Source organism: Brevibacillus parabrevis (assembly GCF_003710905.1).
Taxonomy (GTDB): domain Bacteria; phylum Bacillota; class Bacilli; order Brevibacillales; family Brevibacillaceae; genus Brevibacillus; species Brevibacillus parabrevis.
Map to the genome: position 1 here is coordinate 211,878 of NZ_RHHV01000010.1, position 25,680 is coordinate 237,557.

Annotated in this window: 25 protein-coding genes and 2 riboswitches; of the genes, 17 read left to right on the plus strand and 8 right to left on the minus strand. The window is 53.3% G+C overall.

Translation table 11 applies throughout. The features are described 5' to 3' along the window. The first annotated feature begins 39 nt into the window (after positions 1-39). Positions 40-342, plus strand: a complete 303-nt coding sequence (locus tag EDM60_RS13675; protein ID WP_122964476.1) for a YunC family protein — start codon at positions 40-42, stop codon at positions 340-342. Positions 343-511: 169 nt separating this feature from the next. On the opposite strand, the gene EDM60_RS13680 is transcribed toward EDM60_RS13675, so the two are convergent. Both EDM60_RS13680 and EDM60_RS13685 read right to left on the minus strand, forming a co-directional pair. Further along, positions 512-901 (minus strand): nuclear transport factor 2 family protein, encoded by a 390-nt coding sequence (locus tag EDM60_RS13680; protein ID WP_233454095.1) that lies wholly within the window; start codon positions 899-901, stop codon positions 512-514. 58 nt (positions 902-959) lie between these two features. Further along, positions 960-1,424: a DinB family protein gene (locus tag EDM60_RS13685; protein WP_122964478.1), complete on the minus strand. Its 465-nt coding sequence runs from the start codon at positions 1,422-1,424 to the stop codon at positions 960-962. Between the two features lie 208 nt (positions 1,425-1,632). On the opposite strand from EDM60_RS13685, the gene EDM60_RS13690 reads away from it, so the two are divergent. Next, complete coding sequence (locus EDM60_RS13690) at positions 1,633-2,544, plus strand: LysR family transcriptional regulator (protein WP_122964740.1); 912 nt, start codon at positions 1,633-1,635, stop codon at positions 2,542-2,544. Positions 2,545-3,988: 1,444 nt separating this feature from the next. After that, positions 3,989-5,083 (plus strand): HD-GYP domain-containing protein, encoded by a 1,095-nt coding sequence (locus tag EDM60_RS13695; RefSeq protein ID WP_122964479.1) that lies wholly within the window; start codon positions 3,989-3,991, stop codon positions 5,081-5,083. 9 nt (positions 5,084-5,092) lie between these two features. Here EDM60_RS13695 and corA read toward each other — a convergent pair whose 3' ends face one another. Then, positions 5,093-6,028, minus strand: coding sequence for a magnesium/cobalt transporter CorA (corA, locus tag EDM60_RS13700; protein WP_122964480.1), 936 nt, complete (start codon positions 6,026-6,028; stop codon positions 5,093-5,095). Continuing rightward, positions 5,982-6,167, minus strand: coding sequence for a hypothetical protein (locus EDM60_RS28400; protein ID WP_141254221.1), 186 nt, complete (start codon positions 6,165-6,167; stop codon positions 5,982-5,984). The genes corA and EDM60_RS28400 overlap by 47 nt, the downstream gene beginning before the upstream one ends. 216 nt (positions 6,168-6,383) lie before the next feature. On the opposite strand from EDM60_RS28400, the gene EDM60_RS13705 reads away from it, so the two are divergent. Further along, complete coding sequence (locus EDM60_RS13705) at positions 6,384-7,172, plus strand: hypothetical protein (RefSeq protein WP_173599639.1); 789 nt, start codon at positions 6,384-6,386, stop codon at positions 7,170-7,172. Between the two features lie 181 nt (positions 7,173-7,353). Beyond that, complete coding sequence (locus EDM60_RS13710) at positions 7,354-8,670, plus strand: globin-coupled sensor protein (RefSeq protein WP_122964481.1); 1,317 nt, start codon at positions 7,354-7,356, stop codon at positions 8,668-8,670. Positions 8,671-8,734: 64 nt separating this feature from the next. Here the strand turns inward: EDM60_RS13710 and EDM60_RS13715 are convergent, their stop codons facing one another. After that, complete coding sequence (locus EDM60_RS13715; protein WP_122964482.1) at positions 8,735-9,214, minus strand: cysteine dioxygenase; 480 nt, start codon at positions 9,212-9,214, stop codon at positions 8,735-8,737. A 334-nt stretch (positions 9,215-9,548) separates the two neighbouring features. Between EDM60_RS13715 and EDM60_RS13720 the strand changes: the two genes are divergently transcribed. From EDM60_RS13720 to EDM60_RS13765, 10 genes are all read left to right on the plus strand, one after another. Next, positions 9,549-10,736, plus strand: coding sequence for an MFS transporter (locus tag EDM60_RS13720; protein WP_122964483.1), 1,188 nt, complete (start codon positions 9,549-9,551; stop codon positions 10,734-10,736). Positions 10,737-10,778: 42 nt separating this feature from the next. Next, complete coding sequence (gene yunB, locus EDM60_RS13725; RefSeq protein ID WP_122964484.1) at positions 10,779-11,504, plus strand: sporulation protein YunB; 726 nt, start codon at positions 10,779-10,781, stop codon at positions 11,502-11,504. A 341-nt stretch (positions 11,505-11,845) separates the two neighbouring features. Then, complete coding sequence (locus EDM60_RS13730) at positions 11,846-12,496, plus strand: HAD family hydrolase (protein WP_122964485.1); 651 nt, start codon at positions 11,846-11,848, stop codon at positions 12,494-12,496. Between the two features lie 89 nt (positions 12,497-12,585). Further along, positions 12,586-12,732, plus strand: a riboswitch (FMN riboswitch). A 113-nt stretch (positions 12,733-12,845) separates the two neighbouring features. After that, positions 12,846-12,993, plus strand: a riboswitch (FMN riboswitch). A gap of 129 nt (positions 12,994-13,122) precedes the next feature. Continuing rightward, positions 13,123-14,220, plus strand: a complete 1,098-nt coding sequence (ribD, locus tag EDM60_RS13735; protein ID WP_122964486.1) for a bifunctional diaminohydroxyphosphoribosylaminopyrimidine deaminase/5-amino-6-(5-phosphoribosylamino)uracil reductase RibD — start codon at positions 13,123-13,125, stop codon at positions 14,218-14,220. Between the two features lie 97 nt (positions 14,221-14,317). Beyond that, positions 14,318-14,980 carry a riboflavin synthase gene (locus tag EDM60_RS13740; protein ID WP_122964487.1) on the plus strand — a complete coding sequence of 221 codons (663 nt, stop codon included), beginning with the start codon at positions 14,318-14,320 and terminating at the stop codon, positions 14,978-14,980. Between the two features lie 17 nt (positions 14,981-14,997). Further along, positions 14,998-16,191 carry a bifunctional 3,4-dihydroxy-2-butanone-4-phosphate synthase/GTP cyclohydrolase II gene (locus EDM60_RS13745; protein ID WP_122964488.1) on the plus strand — a complete coding sequence of 398 codons (1,194 nt, stop codon included), beginning with the start codon at positions 14,998-15,000 and terminating at the stop codon, positions 16,189-16,191. Between the two features lie 20 nt (positions 16,192-16,211). After that, positions 16,212-16,676: a 6,7-dimethyl-8-ribityllumazine synthase gene (gene ribH / locus EDM60_RS13750; protein ID WP_122964489.1), complete on the plus strand. Its 465-nt coding sequence runs from the start codon at positions 16,212-16,214 to the stop codon at positions 16,674-16,676. A 142-nt stretch (positions 16,677-16,818) separates the two neighbouring features. Next, positions 16,819-18,318 carry a spore germination protein gene (locus EDM60_RS13755; RefSeq protein WP_122964490.1) on the plus strand — a complete coding sequence of 500 codons (1,500 nt, stop codon included), beginning with the start codon at positions 16,819-16,821 and terminating at the stop codon, positions 18,316-18,318. A gap of 4 nt (positions 18,319-18,322) precedes the next feature. Next, positions 18,323-19,411, plus strand: coding sequence for a GerAB/ArcD/ProY family transporter (locus EDM60_RS13760; protein ID WP_122964491.1), 1,089 nt, complete (start codon positions 18,323-18,325; stop codon positions 19,409-19,411). Continuing rightward, a complete protein-coding gene (locus EDM60_RS13765; RefSeq protein WP_122964492.1) occupies positions 19,408-20,529 on the plus strand; it encodes a Ger(x)C family spore germination protein in 1,122 nt (373 codons plus the stop codon). Before EDM60_RS13760 ends, EDM60_RS13765 begins: the two co-directional genes overlap by 4 nt. Before the next feature lie 15 nt (positions 20,530-20,544). Here the strand turns inward: EDM60_RS13765 and EDM60_RS13770 are convergent, their stop codons facing one another. The 3 genes from EDM60_RS13770 to EDM60_RS13780 all read right to left on the minus strand — a co-directional run bounded on the left by EDM60_RS13770 (position 20,545) and on the right by EDM60_RS13780 (position 23,830). Continuing rightward, positions 20,545-22,074 carry an aldehyde dehydrogenase family protein gene (locus EDM60_RS13770; protein WP_122964493.1) on the minus strand — a complete coding sequence of 510 codons (1,530 nt, stop codon included), beginning with the start codon at positions 22,072-22,074 and terminating at the stop codon, positions 20,545-20,547. Between the two features lie 15 nt (positions 22,075-22,089). After that, positions 22,090-22,713, minus strand: coding sequence for a TetR/AcrR family transcriptional regulator (locus EDM60_RS13775; RefSeq protein WP_122964494.1), 624 nt, complete (start codon positions 22,711-22,713; stop codon positions 22,090-22,092). 109 nt (positions 22,714-22,822) lie between these two features. Then, positions 22,823-23,830, minus strand: a complete 1,008-nt coding sequence (locus tag EDM60_RS13780; RefSeq protein WP_122964495.1) for a M23 family metallopeptidase — start codon at positions 23,828-23,830, stop codon at positions 22,823-22,825. A 160-nt stretch (positions 23,831-23,990) separates the two neighbouring features. On the opposite strand from EDM60_RS13780, the gene larC2 reads away from it, so the two are divergent. Both larC2 and EDM60_RS13790 read left to right on the plus strand, forming a co-directional pair. Next, positions 23,991-25,025 (plus strand): nickel pincer cofactor biosynthesis protein LarC2, encoded by a 1,035-nt coding sequence (gene larC2, locus EDM60_RS13785; protein WP_122964496.1) that lies wholly within the window; start codon positions 23,991-23,993, stop codon positions 25,023-25,025. A gap of 47 nt (positions 25,026-25,072) precedes the next feature. Then, positions 25,073-25,624: a DJ-1/PfpI family protein gene (locus EDM60_RS13790; protein ID WP_063227367.1), complete on the plus strand. Its 552-nt coding sequence runs from the start codon at positions 25,073-25,075 to the stop codon at positions 25,622-25,624. Positions 25,625-25,680 lie beyond the last annotated feature (56 nt).

Consider the following 25,680-nt stretch of genomic DNA (forward strand, 5'->3'; position numbering starts at 1 on the left):
TGGTAACGCAAAAGGCAGGAGAGAAAAGGAGGGAGCAGGATGGTCGAGGTATTGCCTATCCACTTTCCGGAAGGGACGGCGATTGCCGTCACGGTACGGCTTCCCAAGACGACATTGCTTGCGGTGACGACAGACAAAGGGTACATCATGTGCGGAGCATTGGACGTGGGTCTGTTGAATGAGCGGCTGGCGAGCCGGGAGATTTTGGCTGGCAGGGCTGTCGGGGTGAAAACGATTGAGGAGCTGCTGGATGCGCCGCTGGAATCGGTGACGACAACAGCGGAGGCGCAAGGCATCACAGCGGGGATGATCGGACGGGAAGCGGTCGTCAAAATGCTGTAGCGATGATGAATTAACGGTTCAGAAATGGACAACGGAACGCCTTTGTCGATGAGACGAAGGTGTTTTTTTGTTTTTAGACTGACCCCAATTAATGCAACAGCGGCGACCTAAGACCGGAAAAGAAAGCTTAGACTCGCCGCTGCTTTATTGAACTATCGCTCTCGTTAGATTAATCAACCATCGGTGCCTCGTAATTTTTTAACGGCATTCCTACGTATTCTCGGAAGGAGCGGACCTGATCCTTCTCGAACTCGAAGACGACCGAAAGCTCATTTTGGAAAGGCCTGCCGTACAGCAATCCTTCCGAGCGAAATACGACCATCCCGTAGCTTTCATTCTCTAGCTCGATCAGCGGCGTGAGGCTCATCTGAAATACCGAGCGCTCAAACTTGATTAATTCCTCGAACCGCTCTTGGCCTTGCTGCTTCTGATTCCAGCCTTCAAGCGGCAGCGGAACGAAGAAATGAAAATCATCCGTAATCTTTTTTAGGAAATCGCTTGTATTCCCTGTTTCGAAAGCACGCCTAAAAGCAGCAAATACTTCATGGATTTTCGTCATAACAAGCCTCCTCATTTCATTGTGTGATCCATCGCTTTAGGTATCTAGATGCAGGGCTTCATTTTATAAACTTGAGCTGGCTTGAAACTGTACCAAGGTGAATCCCTTCGTGAACCAGAGCAAAGTTGAACAGCTCGCCTGCCGTATCGAATTGGAATGGCCCCATGACATACGGCGATTTCAATGGTGCATCGAGCAGCTCAGGCGTCAGCTCGGATAGCCGGGAAAGCTGCATCGTCAGCAATTGAAGCAATTCTTCCTTGCTCGGGGGAGCTGTCGTCCATGAAGCTGGCTTCGTACCGGACGTAAACAGCGCTTCATACTGATCCGGAATCAAGGATGGAGAATCGAAACAGAGCGTGGAGTACCGATCCATCCAAAAGATGATGTGACCGACATTCCAGCGGATTGTGTTGTGGAAGCCCATCGGTTGTATGTCGAGCTGCTCCTCGGAAATGGCTTGAACCTGACCAATGACAACCTGACGAAGTACGTTAGCAGTGTGGATAATGGTTTGACTCATAAGATCATGCCTCCTTTTTTGTTGCTGCTCTCTTAATGCAAGTGTAGCTCTCCCCTGAATACGCAACAATCACACGATTCCGATGCAATTGATCGGTCTCACTAATCGATCGATTACCGATTCGTGCAAATCATCCATATAGTGGGTATACTGTAAAGGAGTCATTCGCTTCTAAGACGTGCAAAAAATGGAAAAGGGGCATGACGGTATGGAACTTAGACAACTCCAGTATTTTGCTGCCATCTGCAAGGAGATGCACTTCTCCAAAGCGGCAGAAAATCTCTGTACGACTCAGTCGAACCTCAGTCAACAAATTAAGTTTTTGGAAAATGAACTGGGACTTCCGCTATTTGATCGCATTGGGAGACGGATTGCTTTAACTGATGCGGGGCAAATTCTTTTGGAGCAGAGCAAGATCATCTTCGAACGCATTGACTACATTCAGGGGGCCATTGCGGACTTAAAGAAGGTAGATGGTGGCAAGCTGGATATCGGGATTCTTCCTGGTGACGGAGACCTTTTGTTTGACGCCCTTCTTATCGACTTTCATCGCTCGTACCCGAAGTTGTCGATTAAAGTCACGGAGTCGACAGATGTGTACGAACAGGTTGTCGACGGTATCCGGGATCTTGGCGTTACCACAACTCCTGACAAACCTGATGATCGTATCACCGTTATACCGCTGTTTCATGAGGAGTTCGTCTTGGCACTACGCTCGGATCACCCCGTTGCGAAAGCGAAAGCCATTCCCTTCGAGCAATTGCAGAATATGAAGCTGGTCATGTTCGGTTCGGAACATCAAATTTCAAAGGTCATTAATGCCTGCTGCCAGCAAAAGGGGATCAAGATCGATAGCCCGATTGTAACCTCCACCCTTTCGACATTGCTATCCTTGGTCGAGCAAGGCGTAGGAGCTTGCATTCTCCCCCGCTTGTTAGTGGACAATCTCAATCGCGATACGATCACCGCCGTCACCCTTTTGAACCCTACGCCAAGCCAGGATATTTGTATCATCTACCATGCGGACAGGTTTATGGGGAAAGCGGCCAAATTGTTCATCGAGGTACTGGAGTCTTATATTCAGAGAGTCATGGAAAACAGCAACCGATCGTTAGGCTGAACGTAGTTGACAGCATTAGATTCCTAAAAAGCGTTTCTATACGAAATAAATGCCCAATCCAACACATAAAGCCTCAAACATATTAGATGTACACAATATGTTTGAGGCTTTCATTTATATAGTTTTCTTAAATTAGGTGTTGATCATTTTCAGTTGAAAACTTTATTTTCTCAGAACAACTGGCATCTTGCGGGGAAGCTTGGAAAGCCCTGCCGCTTGTTTCTCCTGTTTCCTCGGCCAGCGTTTAGCTTTGGGCGGAGTGGGATTTTTGAAAGTTGATTAGGGGGGCAAGTTTAAGTGCGGCTGTTAATCGGTGCTGTAGTGGAGGGAGAGGAAACAGGAGAAACCGCTGCAGGACGACTGGCCTCTAGCAGGGAAGCTTGGAAAGCTCGTCTCCGGTAAAAAAGGAAAACCGCGACAAAAGCAGATGGCTTATGGAAGCGAAATCAAGTTGCTGCTTAAAGGCGTGTTTTCCTTTTTTGGCTCCGACTGGGTAGGAGTCCGAAAGCCCTGCCGCTTGTTTCTCCTGTTTCCTTGGTCAACGTTAGGCTTTGGTCGGATTGGGATTTTTGAGAGTTGATCGGGGGGAAATCCAGTTCGGCTAATGAACGATCTTTTGCATGGATGAGGTGCATTCAGCAATTGACTTCAAGAAAAAACTTAAACATTTTTTCATGTCTTTTTGAAACATACGTTGAACTCTCCAGCTCTTTCCTTGCCACAGCAAAAGTACCGATGAAGCGGACTACAAAGGGTCAGCCCAAGCAAGCTTTTTAGCATTTGGTATTTTCTTTTCTTTAAAACCCGCGCGACCACCACCACCAGCCGCTGACGAGGAAAGAGACGAAATGCGCGAAAGCTCTTTGGGATACCGACCGAGGTTCCGAGGAAAAAGCGAAACATGGTTTTAAGCGTCAACGTGCCCCCGCATCTGTGAGCGAGCTGCTTTTGACGCGGTTTCGCTTTTTCCCCGGAGCCGTGCAGTCGAGACCCACAGGGGGTATCCCAAGAAGCTACAGCGATTCGTCTCTTTCCTCGCCCCAGCAAAAGTACCGATGACGCATTCTACAAAGCGGCGCCCCAGCAAGCTTCCTGCATTCAATCTTTCTTCGCCGCAGCAAAAGTACCTACCGATGACGCGTTCTACAAAGCGTCACCCAAACAAGCTTCCTGCATTCAATCTTTCCCTGCCACAGCAAAAAGTACCTACCGATAACGCAATCTCCCAAGCGTCACCCCAAGCAAGCTTTCTGTCATTCCGCATTTTCCTCAAAATTCCCCCCGGAAGTACCGATAACCTAAAAACATACCGCAGCTTCTTCCAAGCTATTTCACCTGTGTCTCCCGTCCATATGTCTAATTGAAAGACTTGAAAATTTTTCATGTAGAATTACGTCGAATCACGCTATAATAGGGATACTCTGATGAAAGGCGAAGGTTGGAAATGAGACTGAAATCCATTCAAAAATGCCAGCCGGGCGACAAGCTTGCCCGTTCCATCTATGCAGAAAACGGAACGGTACTCGTTGGGGCGGGAGTTGAACTGACCCAGCGAATGATCGGACGCCTCATGAGCAAGAACATCAACAGCCTGTACATACAAGATGAACGCACGGACGATATCATGGTGGATACAGTCATTTCCGAGGGCACGCGCAGACAGGCGATGTCCATTATTCACGATACGTTTCGCAGTGTCCAGGAGGTACCGCAAAAATGGCAGCAGCTGTTCACGGACAAGAACCTGGGCCGTCAGCTCAGACAGGTCATGGCTGCGGTAGCCGACGAGCTGAAAGGCAGCAAATCGGCGATCAACCTGTTGGCGGATGCCTGCGCCTTCGATAATTATATTTTCAGCCATTCCTTTAACGTCGCCCTCTACAGTACGGCTCTGGCGATTAATACAGGCTGTACAGAGCGGGAGATTCTCGATGTGTCTATTGGCGGCATGCTTCACGATATCGGGAAAGTGCAAATTCCGGACACGATTTTGAAAAAGCCGGGCCGCCTGACGCCAGAAGAGTTTGAAGTGATGAAAAAACATACCGAAATCGGTTTTGAAATGCTGCGCAGGCAAGACGACATCCCGTTGCTTGCTGCCCACTGCGCTTTTCAGCACCACGAGCGCTGGGACGGGTCCGGATATCCGCGCCATCTGAAGCAAGACCAAATTCACCCGTTCGGTCGCCTGATGGCGGTAGCGGATGTATTCGACGCCTTGACTTCCGATCGCATCTATCGCCGGGGAATGCTGCCCCACGAAGCGATGGAAGTGCTCTATTCCGGCTCGGGAAGACTGTTTGACCAGTTTTATGTAGAAGCGCTGCGCGACACCATCGCTCTGTACCCGGTCGGGTTGAGCGTCACGCTCAATACAGGGGTGTCAGGCATCGTGATTGATTTCAACAAAGGCATGCCAAGCCGCCCGCTCATTCGCATTTTGGTCGATGAAGATGGGCAGGAGCTGGCACAGCCGTATGAGTGCGACTTGTCTAAAATACTTTCGCTGATGATCGTCGCCTGCGGTGATCTCGTCTAGCCTGTTCGTTTACAGCCACTCTTTTTTCTTGAACAGGATGAACATCGTCAGCCCGATGAGCGCCATGCACCCGAGCACGACGTAATAGCCGTAGGGCGAATGCAGCTCTGGCATGAAGTCGAAGTTCATGCCGTAAATGCCCGTCACGATCGTGAGCGGCATGAAAATGGTGGTCAAAGCCGTAAACACGCGCATGATGTCGTTTGCCCGTCCGGCGAGGGCCGCCTGATAAGCTTCGCGCAAGTTCCCGATGAGGTCGCGGAATGTCTCGAAGTTTTCCACGATTTTACTCGCGTCCTCCCAAATATCGCCAAAGAACTTCCGCAGCTTCGGACGAATCAGCGGGAGTTCTTTTTTGTGCAGAGCGTCAATCAAATCGCGCTGCGGCAACAGCATTTTTCGCGCGTACAAAATCTCGCTTCGCAGCCCGATGATCTGTTCCAGGTGCGATTTGCGCGTCTTCATCAATATTTCCTCTTCCAGCGCTTCAATCAAGTCCTCGATTTTTTCCGTCACATCAAAATAACGATCGACAATTTGGTCAATCAGGTGATACAAAAACGTGTCCGGGTGATTCACTTCTTTTTCCCTGATAATCGGAAGCATGGAGGCAAATTCGGGAGCTTCCTGCTTCGTTACCGTAATAATCGCATGACTGCCGAAAAAAATATTGATCTCGCGCAAAAAAATATCCTGGTTGTGAAAAGCAATGCCGTTTAGCACGAGAAAATAATGATCGTCGTAAATTTGCAGCTTGGGCCGCTGTTCTTCTTCGTCGATACAGTCCTCGATTGCCAGAGGGTGGAGATCGTACAGCGGCTGTAAAATATCCAGATCAAACGGAGAAGCGTCAATCCAAAAAAAGCCTTGTCCGGGTGCTTGGGTAGCGTCCTCTATGTCATCGATCTGCGTGATGATCCCGTTTTCGATCAGTCGTATCTTCATGTTCGCATCTCCTGCCAGTAGATTGAGAGGTCGGCGGCAGACGCGGCAAAATCCGTGTGAGAATCAGCTCATAAGCCGTGCGCAGCGCTTCGCGGCTGGGCGGAGCCTGTGCGACCCGCCGTTTTTCTGGCGTACTCACGCTTGCATCGCCTCCTGATTGGACTGTCATTCTCATACGTATGAAAACATGCTCGTCTGCTTGCCTAAACGGTCAACATTCTTGGAATAGTGTACCGCACTTTCCATAAATTCATCTAGCCATTTTGACCAGCCGATGCGCGCAACAAAAAGGCATGGCAGCACAGCTTTTTTTGCATACTACGCCTAAGGTTCAAAAAAGCAAAGGTGGATGGATATGGACAAAAGAAAACGATTTGGCTGGGCAGTCATTTTGGCCTGTGTATTGATCGCGGGAGGAGCGGGGCCTGCTCTGGCAGAGGAAGTGCGCCAGCCTCAGCAGCAACCAGGCGTTTTTGAGGAAATCCAGATCAAAAGACAGGACGTGACCGGAGACGGAAAGCCGGATGTCGTGACGCTGCTCGGTCAACGCTTTGCTGCGGACAGCCCGTATTTTGAAAAGCTGAAGGTCATGGTCCAAGATCCGGTCGCGAAAAAGACGACCTTTTTCACGACGGCGTATGGCGGTTATCAGCCGGACATGGCCTTTTGCGATTTTATCGGAAACGGCACCAAACAAATTTTGGTGCAAGCGCCTACGGGCGGAAGCGGGGGAACGTCCGACTTTTATTTGTTCAGCAACAAGGACAACAAGCCTGTTGTGCTGCCCGTGCCGCAGCCTTTGACGATTTCCGGTTCGTATCAGGACAACTACAAGGTTCCGATTTTGATCAAAGAGACGAACCAGACCACGGTTCTCGATTTGTCCGATCGCAAAAAAATATACGAAGAAAACGGCGTTTACAAAAACGGCAAGCTGGTGACGCCCACAGACGTGATGCCGAACAGCTTCAGCGTGCTTGCGCCTGTCGACGAAAACCGCGATGGCATCTGCGAGCTGAAAGGTGTGCAGCGGGTGAGCGGTGTCGCGAATGCTGACACGATTGCCTACGTCGAGTCGCTTTGGAAATGGGACAAGACGAGCTGGAAGCTGCAAAAAGCGGAAGTGAAGAAAGCAGAGATGTAAAAATGAGGGCGCCGACTTCCCGTTCGGAAGCGCGGTTGCCCTCTTTTCTTGCTCATTTGGTTTACACTCTAGATCAAACGGGTATATAATTGAAAGGATATGCCAATTGGAAATAATTCGTTTACTCTACCTAATATGGTAATTCCAGCCATTTTTTAATCGGTCAAAAGGAGTTCGGCGTATGAGTACATGTCCATTTTCCAGCCTGTTTGGATTAAAAGGAAAAGCCAAAAAGGAGTCGTTTTTCCAGGATCACAAGGAACAAGGGAAGGTAAAGCTTCAAGGACAAAACACCCTCTCCAGGCAACTGGCTCTGATTCATCTGACAGAGGAGGACTTGTCGATCGTCAAAGCGCTTCAACCGCTCATCATTCAAAATATTGACAAAATTGTAGATTTCTTTTATTCGAATATCGAAACTGAGCCATTGCTCATGGACATTGTGGACAAGAACAGCACGATTCAAAGACTGAAAGGGACACTGACCCGGCACATCACCGAAATGTTCAATGGCTGTATAGATGCTGCTTACATCGAGCAGCGCAGCAAGATTGCCATCATACATATGCGAATCGGACTGGAACCGAAATGGTACATGAGCGCGTTCCAAAATCTGCTCGTTTCGATTATGGACATCTTGAACAAGCATATTGCCGACAAGAACGAGCTGATGGTGGCCCTTACGGCGGTGACCAAAATTCTCAACATCGAGCAGCAAATTGTGCTGGAAGAGTACGAGAACGAGCATGAGCGTGTTCGGCGTGCCGAGCAGGACAAAAAAGATGAGCTGCGGATCATGCTGACCAATTCCGCCCATGAGCTGGCAGCGGTATCGGAAGAAAACAGCGCGTCCGTCGAGCAGTTGACGGAGCAGTCGCGCGAGATGCTGCGCTATGCCGAAAACGGCACCGGATTTTCCAGCAAGGCGCAGGAGCTGTCCCGGGAGGGCAAGGAAAAGCTGGAAAAGCAGCAAGAACAGATGGGATTGATTCAGCAAAGCGTGAGGCAAATCTCCGGGGAAATGAACACGCTGGAGGACAATGCCGAAAAAATTCGCGGGATCGTCGATGTGGTAACGGCGATAGCCGAGCAGACGAATCTGCTTGCCCTAAACGCTGCGATTGAGGCGGCGAGAGCGGGCGAACAGGGGCGAGGCTTTGCGGTCGTGGCCGACGAGGTGCGCAAGCTGGCGGAGCAGACGAAGAAGTCTGTCTTCGGCGTGCGGGAGCTGATTGAGAAAACGAACCAGCAAACAACAGTGCTGTCTTCGGTCGTTCTGGAAATTCAAGGGCTTGTTCAGTCGAGCAGCAAAATGACCGATGAGACGAACGCGTTTTTCGAAGGAATTATCGGCGCTGTAGCAGACAGCAAGGAGCAGAGCACGCACATTCAAAAAGAACTGGAAAACTTCTTCAAAGTCATGGAAGACATGAACCAGGCAGTGGCGCAAGTAGCCAGCTCTGCTGATGAGCTGTCCGAGATTACGGAAAATTTGTAGACGCGAAAAACCAGTACGACCGCTCTTTTGGCGGTGTACTGGTTTTTTTGTAACTTTTCCAATCCTACGTGGGGGATTGGACGGCGCGGTACTGACGGGAGTTTTGCAGCGGGGGCGTATACACATTGAGCGAGAGGACAGGTCCGTCTGTGTTGTTGCGAATGGCGTGAATCTCGCCGGGAGCGACGTAATAGCAATCTCCTGCGCTGACATGCGTCGTTTGTGCCCGAAAAACTTCGTCTTCGCCGTCAGCCGGGAGGTAGACGACATTGGTGAGCGTGCCGGATATGACCCACTCCCAGCCAAACGAGTCGCCATGGTTGTGCGGGATGGACTCCTGCCTGGCAGGAAGATGGATGAGAACGACCTCTACGTGAGGCGTGAGATACAAAATCTTGCGGCCATATGGAAGCTGTTCCGGTTGGGGAACGAGTGACGCGATATCGTCTGGGCAGAGCGCGAGTGAAGCGACAGCCTGCCTCAATTCGGTAGGACTGGGGCAAACAAGGGAGCCAAAGGCACGTTCCAATCGTTCCAGATTCATGACAAACCTCCAGGGCAAAAAAGATCTTCCCCCTTACCATATGAAAGACAGAAGCAGTCTGACGTAGGAGAAGCGCCATTTTTTTGCGAAGGTTTTCCCGTTTTTCATGACAAGATAGGAGCGTCCCGTTATGATGAGAGTACGGCATGAGTTGCCGCACATAGACGGTTAAGGAACGGCCCCCGTCGAAAGTGACAGAACAAAAACGAGTCATGATTTTACACACTTACACACGAGGAGGCATGCGCATGTCAACTGCCATAATCAGTGTACGCACCCCGTAGATGGGGGCGTCAGTCTGAACCGCCTGTGATCAACAGGAGGTTTGGTACACATGAACATGAAAAAGTATTTGTACGTCAATGCGCTGTCCTCGCTCGGATCGCGAATGGACTTGATCGCGTGCAGCGCCTTGATTTTTACGTTTGAACATAGCGCGTTTTGGCTGATGGCTTTTTTTGTCGCCAGACAGGTGGGCGGAATGCTGTTCAGCCCGTTTGCTGGCATATTGGCAGACCGGATGGACAGAAGACAGGCGATGATCGCAAGCGACATCGGAGCGGGGCTGGCTTTGCTGGCGATTTTGCTCATTCCGCATCCATACGTTGTCGTCGCGGCGGCTTTTCTCAAAGGGATGCTGTACACGCTGTTTGCGATCAGCTTCCAGGCGTCATTGCCGCAGATGTTTGGACCGGAAAAATTGGCTTGGGTGAACAGTCTCAAGGTGAGGCTGGAATCGTTTGTCGGCATTGTCGGCTTCCTTTTGGGCGGCTTGTTAACCGATCATGTCGGCTATGCACTCGTCATTGGAGCAGACGCTGCGAGCTTTTTGTTTTCGGCAGCAATTTTGACGCGGATGCGCTGGGAGAGCAGAGCTACGCCGGACAAGGCGGAAAAAGCCGAAGGGAAAGAAACGGCAAGCGGCGGGATGCGCGCAGCTTTCGTATATTTGCAAGGAGCGCCCGTGCTGCTCGCGGTCAGTCTGCTGGCTGCGCCGCTGGCGATCAGTACGGCCGCGCACAACTACGGCTTGCCGTTTTTGGCCGATGGGCTAAGCCGTGGCGATGCTACCCTGCACGGACTGATGTGGTCCGCGATGAGCGCAGGCGGGCTGGTTGGCGCTTACTTCGCCGTCCGTTTTTCCGTTGATTTTTGGCGTGGCTTGCTTGGCGCATACGGGCTGATGGCGCTGCTGGTCGTGGCGGCGTTTGCTGCCGATTGGACGGCGGCGGTGCTGTTGTTGCTCGGTTGCGCCGGGCTTTTGAGCGGGGCGGCACAGGTGTACGAGGGCACGCTTTTGCAGCAGGCCAAAAATGAAGTGCGCGGCAAGGTGCTCGGGGTGCAGGGCTTTCTCGGCCGCAGCGGCTTTTTTATCGGTTTTCTTGGCGCACCGCTGTTAACGGCGGCGTGCGGTTTGTTCGGATTGGTTGTCTGTGCACAGGTGCTGCTGATTTTTGCGCTCGTCGGACTGGGCGTGTACGTGCAGAAAAGCGGGGGTGTTGCCGACTCTCGTCGCGGGTAGTCTTTTTTCCCTTCTCCTACCATAGGATGTACCAATTGGGAGGTGACGGGATTGGCCATATTTCGACCCCGTCGGCGTTGGAGGAACCCGCTTTCTCGAACGAAAGCGTTTTTGATTGCGCTGGTTATTTTTGTGGTTTTGTCGATTCAGTCGCTCGTCTTTTTGCAGCAACGGCTGGAACCGACGCTCTTGATCCTGGCAACCCAAAAAGCAGAGCAATTGGCAAAAGAAGCGATTACGGACGCAGTCACCAAACGAATTTCCCAGCAGGGCGTCGATTTCAACCAGATCGTCAAGATCGAGAAGAACAACGAAGGGCAGATTCAGGCGTACCAGTTTAACTTTAGGGAATACGCGAGAATTGTCGGCGAGACTACTTCACGAGTGCAGAACAAGCTTCAGGAATTTGAGACGGAAAAAGTCGATCGCACCATTCCGCTTGGCTTGGCGACAGGAAATACGTTTTTGGCGCAGATGGGACCGAATTTGCCTGTCACTTTTGTACCGATCGGCTCTGTGAAAACAAAGCTGGAGACAGAGTTGAAGGAGGCGGGCATCAACATGGTGCTCGCAACCGTCTACATTTTCGTGGAGGTCGACTTGCAGATTGTCATCCCGTTTGCCACCGAGGAGCAGACGATCACCACGAAAATCCCGATCACACATTCACTGATTATCGGGGATGTGCCGCAGTATTTGTACAACAATCCGGAGGGCAAGCCGGATGTGCCCCGGGCGCAAATGGAAGGGGCAGACGATGCGCCATAGCGGACTTGGCGAATGACGGGAAAAAAAAGCGGCAGCAGCGGGCTGTCGCTTTTTTCGTTCCGTGAAAAGGTGTCGGGGAAATCTACAGCTCACCCCAGGTGACGGTCAGCTCAATCACGCCCTCCTGGCTGCTGAGCGGTCCGTCGATCATGTTCCATGAGGTGTTTTTCTCCTGGTCCTGTCCCTGGATGATGATGTTTTTATCGTCGATCGTCTAGGCGTCGTTCACGAGCTTTTGCGATTGGAAAAAGTCCTGATTCCCGTTTTCGCATCTAGTCGAACGTTCTTAATTTGGTATACTTGACCAAATAATCATTGGCAAAAGGGGGAGAGATCCGACAATGACCAGAGCGTCGATAAAAGGCATCATTTTCGATATGGACAATACGTTGCTGCAATCCAAAATCAACTTTTTGGAAATGAAGCAGGCCATTTTTACCTTGTGGGCTGAGCATGGGCTGTGCGAGCCGACTTTTGACTGGCGCAGCCACACCGCTTCGCAATTGATCGAAATGGGCAGAAAGTCGGGCCGGATGACGAGTCAGCTTGAGCAAACGATGTGGGAGGCTGTAACCGCGATTGAAAAAGCAGGGATGCACGAGGCTGTCCTGGAAGACCACGTCAAGGAAGTGCTCGCCCACCTAAAGGAACGGTATCATTTGTTCATTTTGACCAACAATGCCTACGCAGCCGCCGAGGAAGCGCTGAATCATACGGGAATCGCCGATTGTTTCCAGGAGATTGTCGCGCGCGAGCAGATGACGACACTCAAACCGCATCCGTCCGGGATTCACTACATCCGCGCCCAATACCCCAACTGGTCTGCTACGGCGTGGACGATGGTCGGAGATTCCTGGATTGACGGAAAAGCGGCGCACGGCGGGGAAGTGGCGTTTATCGCGTATCAGGGAGAGCGGGCGGACATGGAGCGCAACGAAGTGTCGCCGCGAGCGTACATCACGGACTTGCGCGAGCTGCTGGACATTTTGTAGCCGCGCTCGCGGAGAGCAGGAAAAGGACACTTCCACCTAAAAAAGTGACAGTTGACGAGAAATGTGTGCTATACTGTGCCTAACTGAATACCAGCCTTCAGGGTAGGGTGAAATTCCCGACCGGCGGTAATGACGAACGCACGTCTGAGCCCGCGACTCGCTATTGCTGTATGGATAGCGACTGACTTGGTGCAAATCCAAGGCCGACGGTAAAGTCCGGATGGGAGAAGGTGTCTTACAATAGCTTCGGCGGCTGTTTTTTCAAAAACAGAACTGTCATGAGGCTTCTTTCCCTACGTCCTGAGTATCGTTTGCTCGTGGGCGTTTTTTATTGGAAAACTGCATAGCGCAAAATCTTCAGGGCAGGGTGAAATTCCCGACCGGCGGTAATGACGTATGTACGTCTAAAGCCCGCGACTCGCTGATCGTTACGGTTTAGCGACTGATCTGGTGCAAATCCAGAGCCGACGGTAAAGTCCGGATGGAAGAAGAGCTGACCATGCTTTTTGGCATCCCTTTTGCAAAAAACGGATGCGATAAGGCTTCTTTCCTTATGCCCTGAGCCGCTAGTGGTTTCGAGGGCTTTTTGCATTGGCTGGAATCCGTGCATGAAAGAGGAGGTTTACATGGAGCAGGACATGCGGTTCATGGCGCTGGCACTGGATTTGGCGCGCTCGGCAAACGGTCAGACGAGCCCCAATCCGCTCGTCGGTGCAGTCCTGGTAAACAACGGAGAGGTAGTAGGCATGGGAGCGCATTTGCGTGCAGGCGAACCTCATGCAGAAGTGCACGCTCTGCGGATGGCAGGGCAAAAAGCGGCTGGCGCTACGCTGTATGTCACATTGGAGCCGTGCAGTCATCACGGCAAAACGCCTCCGTGCGCCGAGGCGGTGATCGCGGCTGGCATCCGGCGTGCCGTGATCGCCACGCTGGACCCGAATCCGCTCGTCGCGGGAAAAGGCGCGGAGAAGCTGCGGGCAGCAGGCGTGGAAGTGGTTGTCGGCGTGCATGAAGCGGAAGCGAAAAAGCTGAATGAAGTCTTTTTCCACTTTATCAAGACGCGGCGTCCGTTTGTGACGATCAAAACAGCGAGCACGCTGGATGGCAAGATCGCTACCGAAAGCGGGCACAGCCGCTGGATAACGGGTACGCGGGCGCGGGGGGAAGTGCACGAGCTGCGCAGACAGCACGACGCGATCCTGGTCGGAGTAGGCACGGTGCTTGCGGACGATCCGCTTTTGACGGCGAGACTGGACGGGCAAGCGCATGGGCGACAGCCTGTGCGTGTCATCTGGGACAGTCAGCTGCGCACGCCGCTCGGGGCCAACGTGATTCAAAATGCGGATGCGCCCACCTGGATTTTTACGACGAAAGCTGCGGCGCAAGCGAAGCAGGAGGCTTTTGCGGAAAAAGGTATCCGGCTGTTCGTGGCAGACGAGCAGATTAGGGTGGACGAGGTGCTGGACACGTTGGGCGAATGGGGAATCACTTCGCTTCTCGTCGAAGGCGGGGCCGCGGTCAACGGAGCGTTTTTGCAGGCGCGGGCGATTCAAAAAGTGATCAGCTACGTGTCGCTGAAAATGATTGGCGGTGGTCAGGCGCCGACACCGTTTGGAGGACAAGGCTTTTCCACGATGGATCAGGCGGTCAAGCTGGCGAATCCGACCGTTGAGCAACTGGATGAGCTGGACTTGCGGATCAGCGGCTATCCACAGTGGGAGTGAGGACAAAAAAGCGAATCGGAGACAGACGGCTTTGTTTTGCCGAGGCCGATGGCTGCTTTCCGATGTTATAAACCGTGTAAAAAGAGGAGGAAAGCCGATGTTTACCGGACTGGTAGAAGAGCTGGGCACGGTGGAATCGCTCACGGGCAACGATCAGGCGAGTCAGCTCGTGATCCGGGCGCAGCGGGTGCTCGAAGGTGTGCAGCTGGGCGACAGCATCGCAGTCAACGGGATTTGCCTGACGGTTACTTCGTTTACGCAGCGGCATTTTCAGGTCGACGTCATGCCGGAAACGATGAAAAAGACGAGCCTGCGCCATCTGCGAGCGGGCCAGCGAGTCAACCTGGAGCGGGCGATGCGCTTGGGCGACCGTTTTGGCGGGCATATCGTCTCCGGGCACGTGGACGGGACAGGCACGATCGTGTCGCGACAGCCGCACGCCAACGCTGTGCTGTTTACGATCGAAGCGAGCGCGGAGCTGTTGAAATACGTCATCGAGCGCGGCTCGATTTGCGTGGATGGCATCAGTCTTACTGTGGTGGAAGCTGCGGATACGCATTTCAGCGTGTCGATCATCCCGCACACGCTGGCGCAGACCAGCTTGCAGGATCGGCGCGCAGGCGATCAGGTGAATCTGGAGACAGACGTCATCGGCAAGTATGTAGAGCGGCTTTTGGGCGATCGCGGCCAGCAAAGGAGCGGACAAGCGGCAGGCTCGACGATCAGCATGGCTTTTTTGCAGGAAAATGGATTTGTCTGAACGAGGAGGGAAGTCCCATGTTTCATCAGATAGAAGAGGCATTGGAAGATTTGCGCCAAGGGAAAGCGATTATCGTAGTGGATGACGAAGATCGGGAAAACGAAGGGGATTTCGTCTGCCTGGCGGAGGCGGCGACACCGGAGATGATCAACTTCATGGCAACGCATGGGCGCGGGCTGGTCTGCGTGCCGATTACGCAAGAGCGCGCGGCCAGATTGAAGCTTGCTCCGATGGTCGAAGACAACACAGACAAGCAAGGGACGGCTTTTACCGTCTCGATTGATGAGGCGAGCACGCATACGGGAATCTCAGCCCATGAGCGTTCGCAGACAGTGCTGGCGATGCTGGATGAGCAGAAGACAGCCGAAGATTTCCGCAAGCCGGGGCATATTTTTCCGTTGATAGCAAAAGCGGGCGGCGTGTTGCGCCGGGCTGGTCACACGGAGGCGGCCGTCGATCTCGCGGAGATGGCTGGCAGTGCTGCGGCAGGCGTGATTTGCGAGATTATGAATGAAGACGGCTCGATGGCCCGGTTGCCGCAGTTGGTAGAGATTGCGCGGCGGTTTGAGCTGAAGCTGATCACGATTGCCGATTTGATCGCGTATCGGATGCGCACGGAATCGCACGTGCACAAAGAAATCGAAGTGAATCTCCCGACGAGCTTCGGCGATTTTCGGATCGCGGCCTATACGAACGAAGTAGATGGCAAAGAACACGTAGCGCTCATCAAGGGCGAGATCGACTCGGACAAGCCGGTTCTCGTCCGGGTGCACTCCGAATGCCTGACCGGGGATATTTTTGGCTCCGAGCGATGCGACTGCGGGCCGCAACTGCATGCTGCGCTTGCGCAAATCGAGGCGGAGGGCGCGGGCATTCTTTTGTACATGCGCCAGGAAGGACGCGGCATCGGGCTGATTAACAAGCTCAAGGCGTACAAGCTCCAGGAGGAAGGGCTTGATACGGTGGAAGCAAACGAAAAGCTGGGCTTTGCGGCCGATTTGCGAGAGTACGGGATCGGTGCGCAAATTCTTCGCGACCTCGGAGTGCGCAGGATGCGCCTTTTGACCAACAATCCTCGCAAAATTCGCGGGCTGGACGGCTACGGGCTGAAAGTAGAAGAAAGAGTGCCGTTGCAAATGCAGGCGCAACCGCACAATCAGCGATATTTGACAACCAAGCAAACGAAGCTGGGGCACTTGCTCCACCTATAATGAAAAGGAGAGTGAACGGAATGAGAACATTTGAAGGACATCTGGTAGGGACAGGACTGCGCGTAGGGATTGTAGCAGGGCGATTTAACGAACTGATCGTCAGCAAGCTGGTTGGCGGCGCTCTCGATGCTTTGAAGCGCCACGGTGTGGAAGAGGAAAACGTCGATGTGGCATGGGTGCCAGGCGCATTTGAAATTCCGCTGATTGCCAAAAAAATGGCCGAATCCGGCCGTTACGACGCGGTAGTGACGCTGGGCGCCGTGATTCGCGGCGCAACTCCGCACTTTGATTACGTGTGCAACGAAGCGGCCAAAGGAGTTGCTTCCTTGTCGCTGTCCACAGGGATTCCGGTTATTTTCGGCGTGCTGACGACAGACAATATCGAGCAAGCGATTGAGCGTGCTGGAACGAAAGCAGGCAACAAAGGCTGGGAGGCCGCTGCGGCTGCGATTGAAATGGCGAATCTGTCGAAGCAGTTTGCCTAAACGAGAACAGTATAGCATGAGAAGGCGAGAAGCGGGGGCTGAGGCTCCCGTTTTTGCATGGATAAAAACGCCTATGGATGGATAAAATCACCACCTATCGGTCAAAGTAAGAAGGATTTTCCTGTAGATCGGGGGATTCAAGATGGAGCCGACAGATTGGTGGAGAGCGCAAGTATTCAAAGTGGCACAAGCCAAGAGCCGTGGCGCGTCGCCTTCGCGTGGCGAGCGAATCACGCCGGAAATGATCAAACAGCAAATGCACAACGTGGATGACCTCAGCAGCCTGGCTTTGACGATCAATGACGAAGAGGTTCACGTTTTTTTTCTAGATACGATGGTGGAACTGACGCAGTTGTATGAAAACGTGTTTTTGCCGTTGCAGCGCTCGGACGGCAGAAATCCGTTGACCGTGCTTCCTTACGCGCAGCCGTGTCGCGAAGGCAACCTGGACTTGCTGCTTGCCAATTTGCTGCGCGGCCATACGATCCTGTTTTTTCTGGAACGGGAGCTTATTTTGCACGTCAATACGTTTCAGGTCGAGCATCGTGCGATTACCAAGTCGGAGAGCGAGGCGACGGTTCTCGGCCCGCAGGATTCGTTTGTGGAGATGCTGGAGATCAACCTGTCGCTCTTGCGCCGCAGATTGACGACGCCCAACCTGAAAATTGTCGCCTACACGATCGGCACAGAGACGCAAAACCGGGTAGCGGTCCTGTACCTGGAAAATATCGCGAACGAGATCAACGTCGAACGCGTGAAGACACGCATCCAAAACGTCGAGTATCAAGGCTTCGTCGGACTGCCTGTTTTGAAACAAATGCTCGAAGACAAGCCGTACTCGCCGTTTCCCCAGTTCGGGCTGACCAGTCGCCCGGACAATGTGGCAGCGGCACTGCTGGATGGCAGAATCATCATTATGCTGAACGGAAGCCCTGAAGCGGCGATCTGCCCGGCCTCTTTTCTGGAGATGTTCAGCAGCCCCGAGGATTTCTACAATCGCTGGTCAACGGCGAGCTTGCTGCGAATGATCCGCTTTTTCGGGCTGTTTGTGACGATTTTGCTTACTTCCAGCTACGTATCCGTCCTGACTTTTCACCCGGAAATGCTCCCTCCCGCCTTGCTGACGATTTTGTCTGAATCGCGCAGCCAGGTGCCTTTTCCTCCGGTCATCGAAGTGATCTTCATTGAGCTGGTTATCGAGATTTTGCGTGAAGCCGGGATACGCATGCCGACGAAAATCGGTCAGACGATCGGGATCGTGGGCGGGATTGTCATCGGAACAGCGTCCGTTCAAGCGGGATTGGCCAGCAACATCTTGATTGTTCTCGTCTCCGTCTCGGCCCTGCTTTCGTTTGTTCCGCCCAATTTTTTGATGAGCAACGCGATTCGTCTCGTTCGTTTCGGCTTTATTTTGATGGCAGGCATGATGGGGATGTACGGTCAGATGCTGATGCTTGCTTTTTTGTTTGCGCATTTGCTCAACCTGACTTCTTTGGGCACTCCTTACATGGCTCCGGGTGTGCCGCGCCAGTGGACGGATTTGTTTAATGGCCTGGTGCGCGCGCCGATGAAGTTCATCGTCTATCGCAACCGCATGTCCAGAGCAAAACGCAAACAGGCGCGGCCCGTTGGTGAGGAGTAGATAGATGGACAGAGGAAAGATTCACAGCCTGAATCCGATCCATGTAATCGGGCTGATCATCAATTCAATGGTCGGCGTCAACCTGCTGTCGCTTTCTCATTTTGCCAGCAAAATGGGCTATAACTTGTGGATGGCGCCGATTTTGCTCGGAATCATTGTGACGCTGACGGTCTTTCCGATGATCGCGCTGTGCAGCCGCTACCCGGGAGATACGCTGTTCGGGATTCATGAAAAGTTGCTGGGGAAGTGGCTGGGTAGCTGCCTGAACGTCCTGGTCATCGTCTACGCCATCCTGAACACATCGACAGCGAATGAAGGATACGTCCGGCTTTTGCAAACCTCGATGCTCAACAACCAGACGATCACCATGCCGTTGCTTGGTTTGACACTCGTCATGATGTACATTACGAACGGCGGAATCAAGCTCGTAGCGAGGTTTTGCCTGCTGGCCCTGTTTTTTACGGGGTGGATGCTGGTGTTGCTGCATTACGGTTTTCAAAAAGGCGGGCTGTCGCATATTTTTCCGCTTTTCAATACCGATCTGGCCAGTGTGCTTGATGCGCTTAACCAATCCTCAGGCAGTATGCTGGGGTACGAAATTTTGTTGATTTACTACCCGTTTATCATCGAAAAGAACAGAGCGCGGCGCCATGTGTTGATCGGCGTATGGACGGTCGTTTTCTTCTACGTGTTGGTGCTGCTCACGAGTGTGGCGTATTTTTCCGAATGGCAGGTGGCGAATCTCGTCTACCCGATTTTGAATCTGTTCAAGGCTGTCGAGCTGTCCTTTTTGGAGCGGGTAGAAAATTTGGGAATCGGTCTGTGGGTGTTTCTCATTCTCAGCACGTCGACCGCGTACTTGTGGATGGCGCGTACGGGGATGGAACAATTGGCGGGGAAACGTCGCTTATGGCATCTCTTGTTGCCGTCCGCGATTTCCTACTTTATGATTCGCGGCCCTCTGTCCGTGGAAGCGCAACGCTACCTGTATGACCAGTTGACTGTTTACTTCGCGTACGGCTTGATCTTGTGGCCGATCTTTTTGCTGATGCTGCACGCTTTGCGGCGAGGAAGGGGGGAGAAGGTGTCATGAGATGGAGCAGCTGGCTCTTTTTGATCGCACTCCTTTCCTGCACGCTTGCGGGCTGTGCAGCCGAATATGAACGTCCGGCGCTTGAAGACATGGCGATGATCGGCGTGATGGGGTTCGACTATGTCGACGATACGCAAATGAAGGTGCTGGTCTCCATTCCGGTTCCGGCAAAAGGCAAGGAAACGACGCAAATTTATGCGACCCAGGCTTCGATGACCAGTGAAGCGATGCTGGCGTTGGCTCCCAAAGTGGAGCGGACGATTACTTTATCGCAGCTGCGCGTCATTTTGTTCAGCGAGGAGCTTGCCCGAAAAAGCGGGATTGGCAAAGTCGTGCTCGATTTGTACCGGAATCCGATTGTGGGCGAAAACGTGTTTATCGCCATCGTCAAAGGCAAAGTAGAGGATGTCATCAGAGGGAAGTACAAGAACAAGCCGGAAATCAACACGTATTTGAACGACTTGCTGCGTCCGAGAGTGGAGACGGCGTTTTCGTCTTTTTCCACGATTCACGATTTTGTCTTCATGATGACCAGCAATATAGGCGATCCGAATTTGCCGTATTTGGTCAAGCAAGACGGGAGCATCGAGATTGCCCAAGTTGCGTTATTGCGAAAGGACAAGATGATTGGACTGTACTCGCAGCGCGAAGGGAAGCTGGTGCAATGTTTGTTGGGACGCAAGCGGCTCCCCCGCGTCAAGTTCGGGTTTGGCGGCCCGGACGCTGCGGAGGAGAACGCCGACATGGAAGAGATCATTTTCGACTTCGTCTGGTCGAAATCAAAAGTGCGGAGCAATGGCAATACGAAAAAGCCGGTCATTCATATCGACCTGGAACTGCGCGGCGTGGTCGTCGGCTATGATGGAAAGAAAAACTTGGATAAGCGTCCGCAGATCACCAAGCTGGTCAAACAAATGGAAAAGCGGATTCAAAGTGAAACGAAAACCATGCTGAAAAACTATCAAAAATGGGGCGTCGATCCGGCTGGCTTGGAGGAAAGCCTCCGGCAGAAATACCATGGGAAATGGACGCGGGAAAAAGGATTGGCCCTCTACAAGAAGGCCGATCTCAACATCAAGGTCAAACTGGACATTCTCGGCTACGGAACCATCAAATAAGGGGGAGCAGGCTTGCTAACGCAGTCGTTTCAGCTCCCGCCAGATGGCTTTCAGCGTGGGAAGATTCCATTTTGGCCTTTTTCCGTAGAGCAGATGGGTCAGCCCGGAAAACATCAGCTGCTGGTCTGGCGTGTACGGATACCAGTTGAACTCGCGCTTTTTCGAGCCGGGATCGTGAATGATCGAGATGCTGTGGGTGAAAGCTTGCAGTCCAACCGGGCCGCGGTAACGGCCGATGCCGCTATCCTTGACCCCGCCAAAAGGGAGGTGCGGATTGGCATAGCTGATGATGACGTCGTTGATGCACACGTTTCCGCTCAACAGCTTTTCCGCCACGCGCTGCGCTTTTGCTTTGTCTGCTGACCAGACAGAGGCATTCAAGCCGTAGGGCGATTCATTGACCAGACGGATGACTTCTGCTTCATCGGAAAAGGTGACGATCGGCAGGACAGGGCCGAATGTCTCTTCGCGCATGATTTTCATTTCCGGTGTGACGCCTGTCAGGATGGTCGGGGCAATGAACATGCTGTCCGTCTGGATCGCTCCGCCAGTGACAGCTGTGGCTCCCGCGGCGAGCGCGTCGTCGATGTGCGCGCGGACGATCCCGATTTGCTGCGGCGACGTCATCGAACCGACTTCTGCCTGCTCGGGAAAGCCTTGGCGCAGCGCTTTTGTTTTTTCGGTGACCAAGCGCAAAAATTCGGAATACACGCGCTCGTGGACATACAGGCGCTCGACGGACATGCACACTTGACCGGAGTTGGTGAAAGCGCCCCAGACGGCACCGTTTGCGGCGCGCTCCAGATGGGCATCGTCGAAAACGATCATCGGGTCTTTTCCGCCCAATTCCAATTCTACGGGGATCAAATGCTCCGCTGCGGCTGCCATGATTTTTTTGCCAGTGGCGACCGAACCTGTGAAAAAGATTTTGTCAGGCCGGGCGGATACAAGCCGACTGCCGACCTCCCGCCCGCCGTGCAGGACAGTGACGACGCCTTCAGGCAGTCCAACAATCCCGAACAGTTCTTCGATCAACAGGCCAGTGGACGGCGTGACTTCTGACGGCTTGAGAATGACGGTATTTCCGGCGACAAGCGCGGATAGCATCGGAATGATGGCAAGCTGAAACGGATAGTTCCACGGCGAGATGACCGCGACAACGCCCATCGGCTTGTAGTGGATGTACGATTTTTTCGGCCAGAGCACGAGCGGGGTGGGAACAGGCTGGGGAGACAGCATTTGCTGTGCGTGCTTTTCGTAAAAACGGATCGTATCAGCGGTGACAAAAATCTCGGTCATGTACGCCTCAAGCGTTACTTTTCCCGTTGCCTGGCTGATTTTTTGCGCCAGCTCCTCGCCGTGCTCGACGAGATAGTGACGCAGGGAAGTGAGATAGCGCAGCCGCTCAGCGAGGGATGTAGCGGACCAGGCAGCAAAGGCGCGCCGTGCTTTTGCTACGGCGGCATCAACCTCGGCCGGGCTGGCCTCCGTTACCGAACCAAAAACTTCGCCAGTCGCAGGATTGCGCAAAGAGAGGACGGACATCATGGATCACCTCATTCATTTTTGATCAAGCGTAAAAAGCGACGCAAGAAAATGCTGCACTGCAAACTGGAAAAGGGCCAAAGCTTCGGCTGCGGGTTTGTCCTCGTCCAGCAAGCTTTGCAAGATCATGCCGTCAATCAAGGAGTAAACGATCGAGCTGGCAGCGTTCTCGTCCATTGCGAGCGGTGCTTGCCGCTCTGTTTGCAGCCGTCTGAGCATGCGCACAATCAAGTCGTGCAGCCGGGCGCGAATGCGGTGGACTTGTTCGAGAAAGACGGGGGTGTACAAAGCCTGCGCTTGCAAATCGTACCAGAGCCGATGCAGCTTGCGGTCTTCTTGGAGACTGCGCCCGAGAACCGTCACGAGTGCGGGGAGCCAACTGTCCAGGGGAGCAGTGACTACTTCGCGTTCCAACTCGTCGATCAAGCGTTCCTTGTAGCTTGCGATGACAGCGAGCAGCAAATCTTCCTTGCTGGCGAAGTAGTAATGCAGGATGCCGAGCGAGACGCCGGATTCCTTGGCGATATCGCGCAAAGACACGTTGGCGTAGCCTTTTTCCGCCAGACAGGCCGTTGCCTGTTCGATCAGGAAGGCTCGCTTCGCTTCTGCTTTCGCTTGGCTTTTGGAAGGGGGAGTCATGCTGTGCACCTCGTTTTTGGACGATCGTCCAATTTTTGATTTGATTGTAATTCGCTGCTGTGCGCTCTGTCAATGGAAATCGAGAACATGCCAAAAAGAAGCGGCTGCATCACCGCTTCCTTTGACGTTCCCAACGCTTGAGATACGGATAAGGGTCAAAAGCCCAATCGGCTCCCCCTGTCTCCCGGTACATGCCGTAATGCAAGTGGGGCGGAAATTTCCCCGCCGTCCCGGGCTTTCCGTAGCCGGAGCTGCCGACATACCCGAGCAATTGCCCTGGCTCGACGATGTCGCCTGGCTTCAACCCTTTTTTAAACGAGGACAGATGCGCGAAGTAATGATACACGTTGCCCATGTCCCGCATGCCGATTCGCCAGCCGCCGTAGCGGTTCCAGCCAATGACCTCGATGACTCCGTAGGCGGTCGACAGGACGGGCGTGCCGTAGCTGGCGAAAATGTCTGTGCCTTCGTGAATGCGGCGTCCTCCCCAGCCGCGAGCGTCTCCCCATGTGCTGCGGTAGCTGTAGTCGTACCGGGCAGGAATGGGAAAATGACGCTCGTCCAGTTGCAGGTGCTGGTATTTGTCGTACACCTGGGCGAATTGCCGGATCGTTTTTACCGAGCGATCGCGCTGGTAGTAAGACCAGACGCCGATTTGCCAGTCATCCGCCGAAAAGCCGTAAGCGGACAGGTAATGAATAAGCGTAGTGAGTGCATCCAAATCGTTGTTGCGGTCGGCGATCCCATCTCCGTCGCCGTCCATTCCCAGCCCGTCAAAAAACTGAATCGATGCCGGGTTGGTATCTTCCGGATCGGGGTTCATCACGCCTGACCAGCGCTCCTGCGGGATATCAACAGCCGTGAGCCGCGCGTTCGATTCTTGCGTATTGGCTTGTTTTTTGCGTATTTTCATCGTGCGCTCGTACTGGTCAATCGCGGCCAAATAGTTCCACGGAATGCCGTACAAAGACTCCATGCGCAAAAAAAGCTGCAGGCGCTCTTTTAGCAGAGGATCTGTCTGTTTGGCAGCAGAGCCTTTGGCAAAGCCTGATTCCAGCGGCAAAACGATTGCTGCCACGCACAAGCTGATCTGAATGATTAGGCGGAAAACTCGCATGCCGACTCCCTCCAGCCAGGGTAGTTTCCGTTGTAGTTTCTGCCAGTCTGAGCGGATTATCCACGATACTTTTTGGAAGCAGGCGAGCAACTTTTCTCCGGAGGCACGGGCATTTGATGTATGATGCAAGAAGAAACAAGCAAAGTTCGGAGGGGAAAAAATGAAGCTGGTCATTCGGGCAGAAGGTCCGATCATGCTGGAATCATTGGTGAAGCCGCTGCAACGGATTGCGAGCAAGCAAGGGATCGGTGCAGCTGAGCCTGCCGCCGCGAAATTCGCCGGGTGCATGCACGATTTGGCGGAGTGGTATCGGGAGGGGATGGATCAGGAACGCTGGCAACGGGAAGCAGCAGCCTTGCGCGAGCTGATGACAAGCCCTTTGACTGACTGGTGCCGGGGCAAGCTGTATGTGGAAACAATCGCCGTCCCGTTCGGTTTGCCGCTCGCCGCCCTGTCGCTTCTGTCCGGGCTGGCGATTCGGGAGACGGAACAGTTGGAGCCGCGTCGCGACTTTTCGCCGCTCGCCGTGCTCTGGCTGAAGGAAGTGGGAGCAAAGCCGATGCGCGGGCTTGCAGGCGAACTGGTGCAGGTGGAAGGCGAAAACAACGTGGCAGCAATTTTGCTGAAGCCAGGCGTTGAAACGGCGCGAGCAGACGGCATACCTGTCGGGTACGAGCAAAGGCAGCACGCCGACGAGCATATCGACGAAGGCATGGTGATATTGCAAGCGAACATAGATGACGCAAGCCCGGAGTGGCTTTCCTATCTGATGGAGCAATGCTTTTTGGCAGGGGCGAACGATGTGCATTTTTTGCCGGTGACGATGAAAAAGAGCAGAGCCGCGACACTGGTGCAAGTCATGTGCTATCAGAGCCAGCTTGAGGCGATGAAAACGATTTTGTTCAGGGAGACGACGACGTTTGGCATTCGCTCTTTTCCTGTAGCGTGTCACCGTCTGGCAAGGCGATTCATCACTGTCCAGACGAGTTGGGGAGAGGTTGCGGTCAAACTCGGCTACCACAGGGGCGAGCGGGTGCAGATTGCGCCGGAATACGAGCACTGCGCGCAGCTTGCCAGAGCCAACGGCGTACCTTTGCAGCAAGTTTATCAGGAAGCTGTGGAACTGGCCGCCCGTAAAAGTTCTGTAAAAATATGGGCAGACAAGCAGGAGCAAGCCGAGCCGCCAAAGAATTGAAAACGTGGAGTATCCAAACCCCAAAACCGTATGGAGGTGGCTGTGTGATGAGCAAAAAAGTGTTGATCGTTACAGGGGATGCCGTAGAAGCCTTGGAGGTGTTCTACCCGTATTACCGTTTGCTGGAAGAGGGTTACGAAGCCGTGATTGCTGCGCCCAGCGTGAAGACGCTGCACACCGTTTGCCACGATTTTGAAGCACACAGCGAGACGTATACGGAAAAGCCGGCTTATCAGCTGCCTGCGCACGCCGCTTTTGCCGACATCAATCCGGAAGCGTTCGACGCCTTGATCATTCCGGGCGGTAGAGCACCCGAGTACATCAGGCTGAACGAAAACTTGAAGCCGATCGTCTCGCACTTTTTTGAAGCGAACAAGCCTGTTGCCGCGATCTGCCACGGTTCACAGGTGCTGGCAATCGTCTCCGAGCATCTCGCTGGCCGCACGCTGACGGCCTATCAGGCATGCAGACCAGACGTCGAGGCGATGGGGGCGATTTACGAAAAAGAAACCCTTCACGTAGACGGCAACCTAGTTTCTGGTCATGCGTGGCCGGATTTGCCCGGCTTTATGCGTGAGTTTTTGCGTCTGCTGCGATAAGCCTATCCTAACCTTTGCCCTTGCCTAAATAAAAACTTCCGCCGACAAAGCACAGC

Excerpts from the sequence above, each read along its gene's own strand:
- EDM60_RS13720 (WP_122964483.1), top strand. The coding sequence starts at position 9,549 with ATGAACATGAAAAAGTATTTGTACGTCAATGCGCTGTCCTCGCTCGGA.
- EDM60_RS13745 (WP_122964488.1), top strand. The coding sequence starts at position 14,998 with ATGTTTCATCAGATAGAAGAGGCATTGGAAGATTTGCGCCAAGGGAAA.
- EDM60_RS13775 (WP_122964494.1), bottom strand. The coding sequence starts at position 22,713 with ATGACTCCCCCTTCCAAAAGCCAAGCGAAAGCAGAAGCGAAGCGAGCC.
- ribD (WP_122964486.1), top strand. The coding sequence starts at position 13,123 with ATGGAGCAGGACATGCGGTTCATGGCGCTGGCACTGGATTTGGCGCGC.
- EDM60_RS13740 (WP_122964487.1), top strand. The coding sequence starts at position 14,318 with ATGTTTACCGGACTGGTAGAAGAGCTGGGCACGGTGGAATCGCTCACG.
- corA (WP_122964480.1), bottom strand. The coding sequence starts at position 6,028 with ATGAAGATACGACTGATCGAAAACGGGATCATCACGCAGATCGATGAC.
- EDM60_RS13730 (WP_122964485.1), top strand. The coding sequence starts at position 11,846 with ATGACCAGAGCGTCGATAAAAGGCATCATTTTCGATATGGACAATACG.
- EDM60_RS13770 (WP_122964493.1), bottom strand. The coding sequence starts at position 22,074 with ATGTCCGTCCTCTCTTTGCGCAATCCTGCGACTGGCGAAGTTTTTGGT.
- EDM60_RS13710 (WP_122964481.1), top strand. The coding sequence starts at position 7,354 with ATGAGTACATGTCCATTTTCCAGCCTGTTTGGATTAAAAGGAAAAGCC.
- EDM60_RS13690 (WP_122964740.1), top strand. The coding sequence starts at position 1,633 with ATGGAACTTAGACAACTCCAGTATTTTGCTGCCATCTGCAAGGAGATG.
- EDM60_RS13755 (WP_122964490.1), top strand. The coding sequence starts at position 16,819 with ATGGAGCCGACAGATTGGTGGAGAGCGCAAGTATTCAAAGTGGCACAA.
- EDM60_RS13680 (WP_233454095.1), bottom strand. The coding sequence starts at position 901 with ATGACGAAAATCCATGAAGTATTTGCTGCTTTTAGGCGTGCTTTCGAA.
- EDM60_RS13715 (WP_122964482.1), bottom strand. The coding sequence starts at position 9,214 with ATGAATCTGGAACGATTGGAACGTGCCTTTGGCTCCCTTGTTTGCCCC.
- larC2 (WP_122964496.1), top strand. The coding sequence starts at position 23,991 with ATGAAGCTGGTCATTCGGGCAGAAGGTCCGATCATGCTGGAATCATTG.
- EDM60_RS13760 (WP_122964491.1), top strand. The coding sequence starts at position 18,323 with ATGGACAGAGGAAAGATTCACAGCCTGAATCCGATCCATGTAATCGGG.
- EDM60_RS13685 (WP_122964478.1), bottom strand. The coding sequence starts at position 1,424 with ATGAGTCAAACCATTATCCACACTGCTAACGTACTTCGTCAGGTTGTC.
- EDM60_RS13675 (WP_122964476.1), top strand. The coding sequence starts at position 40 with ATGGTCGAGGTATTGCCTATCCACTTTCCGGAAGGGACGGCGATTGCC.
- EDM60_RS13695 (WP_122964479.1), top strand. The coding sequence starts at position 3,989 with ATGAGACTGAAATCCATTCAAAAATGCCAGCCGGGCGACAAGCTTGCC.
- EDM60_RS13705 (WP_173599639.1), top strand. The coding sequence starts at position 6,384 with ATGGACAAAAGAAAACGATTTGGCTGGGCAGTCATTTTGGCCTGTGTA.
- ribH (WP_122964489.1), top strand. The coding sequence starts at position 16,212 with ATGAGAACATTTGAAGGACATCTGGTAGGGACAGGACTGCGCGTAGGG.
- EDM60_RS13780 (WP_122964495.1), bottom strand. The coding sequence starts at position 23,830 with ATGCGAGTTTTCCGCCTAATCATTCAGATCAGCTTGTGCGTGGCAGCA.
- EDM60_RS13765 (WP_122964492.1), top strand. The coding sequence starts at position 19,408 with ATGAGATGGAGCAGCTGGCTCTTTTTGATCGCACTCCTTTCCTGCACG.
- EDM60_RS13790 (WP_063227367.1), top strand. The coding sequence starts at position 25,073 with ATGAGCAAAAAAGTGTTGATCGTTACAGGGGATGCCGTAGAAGCCTTG.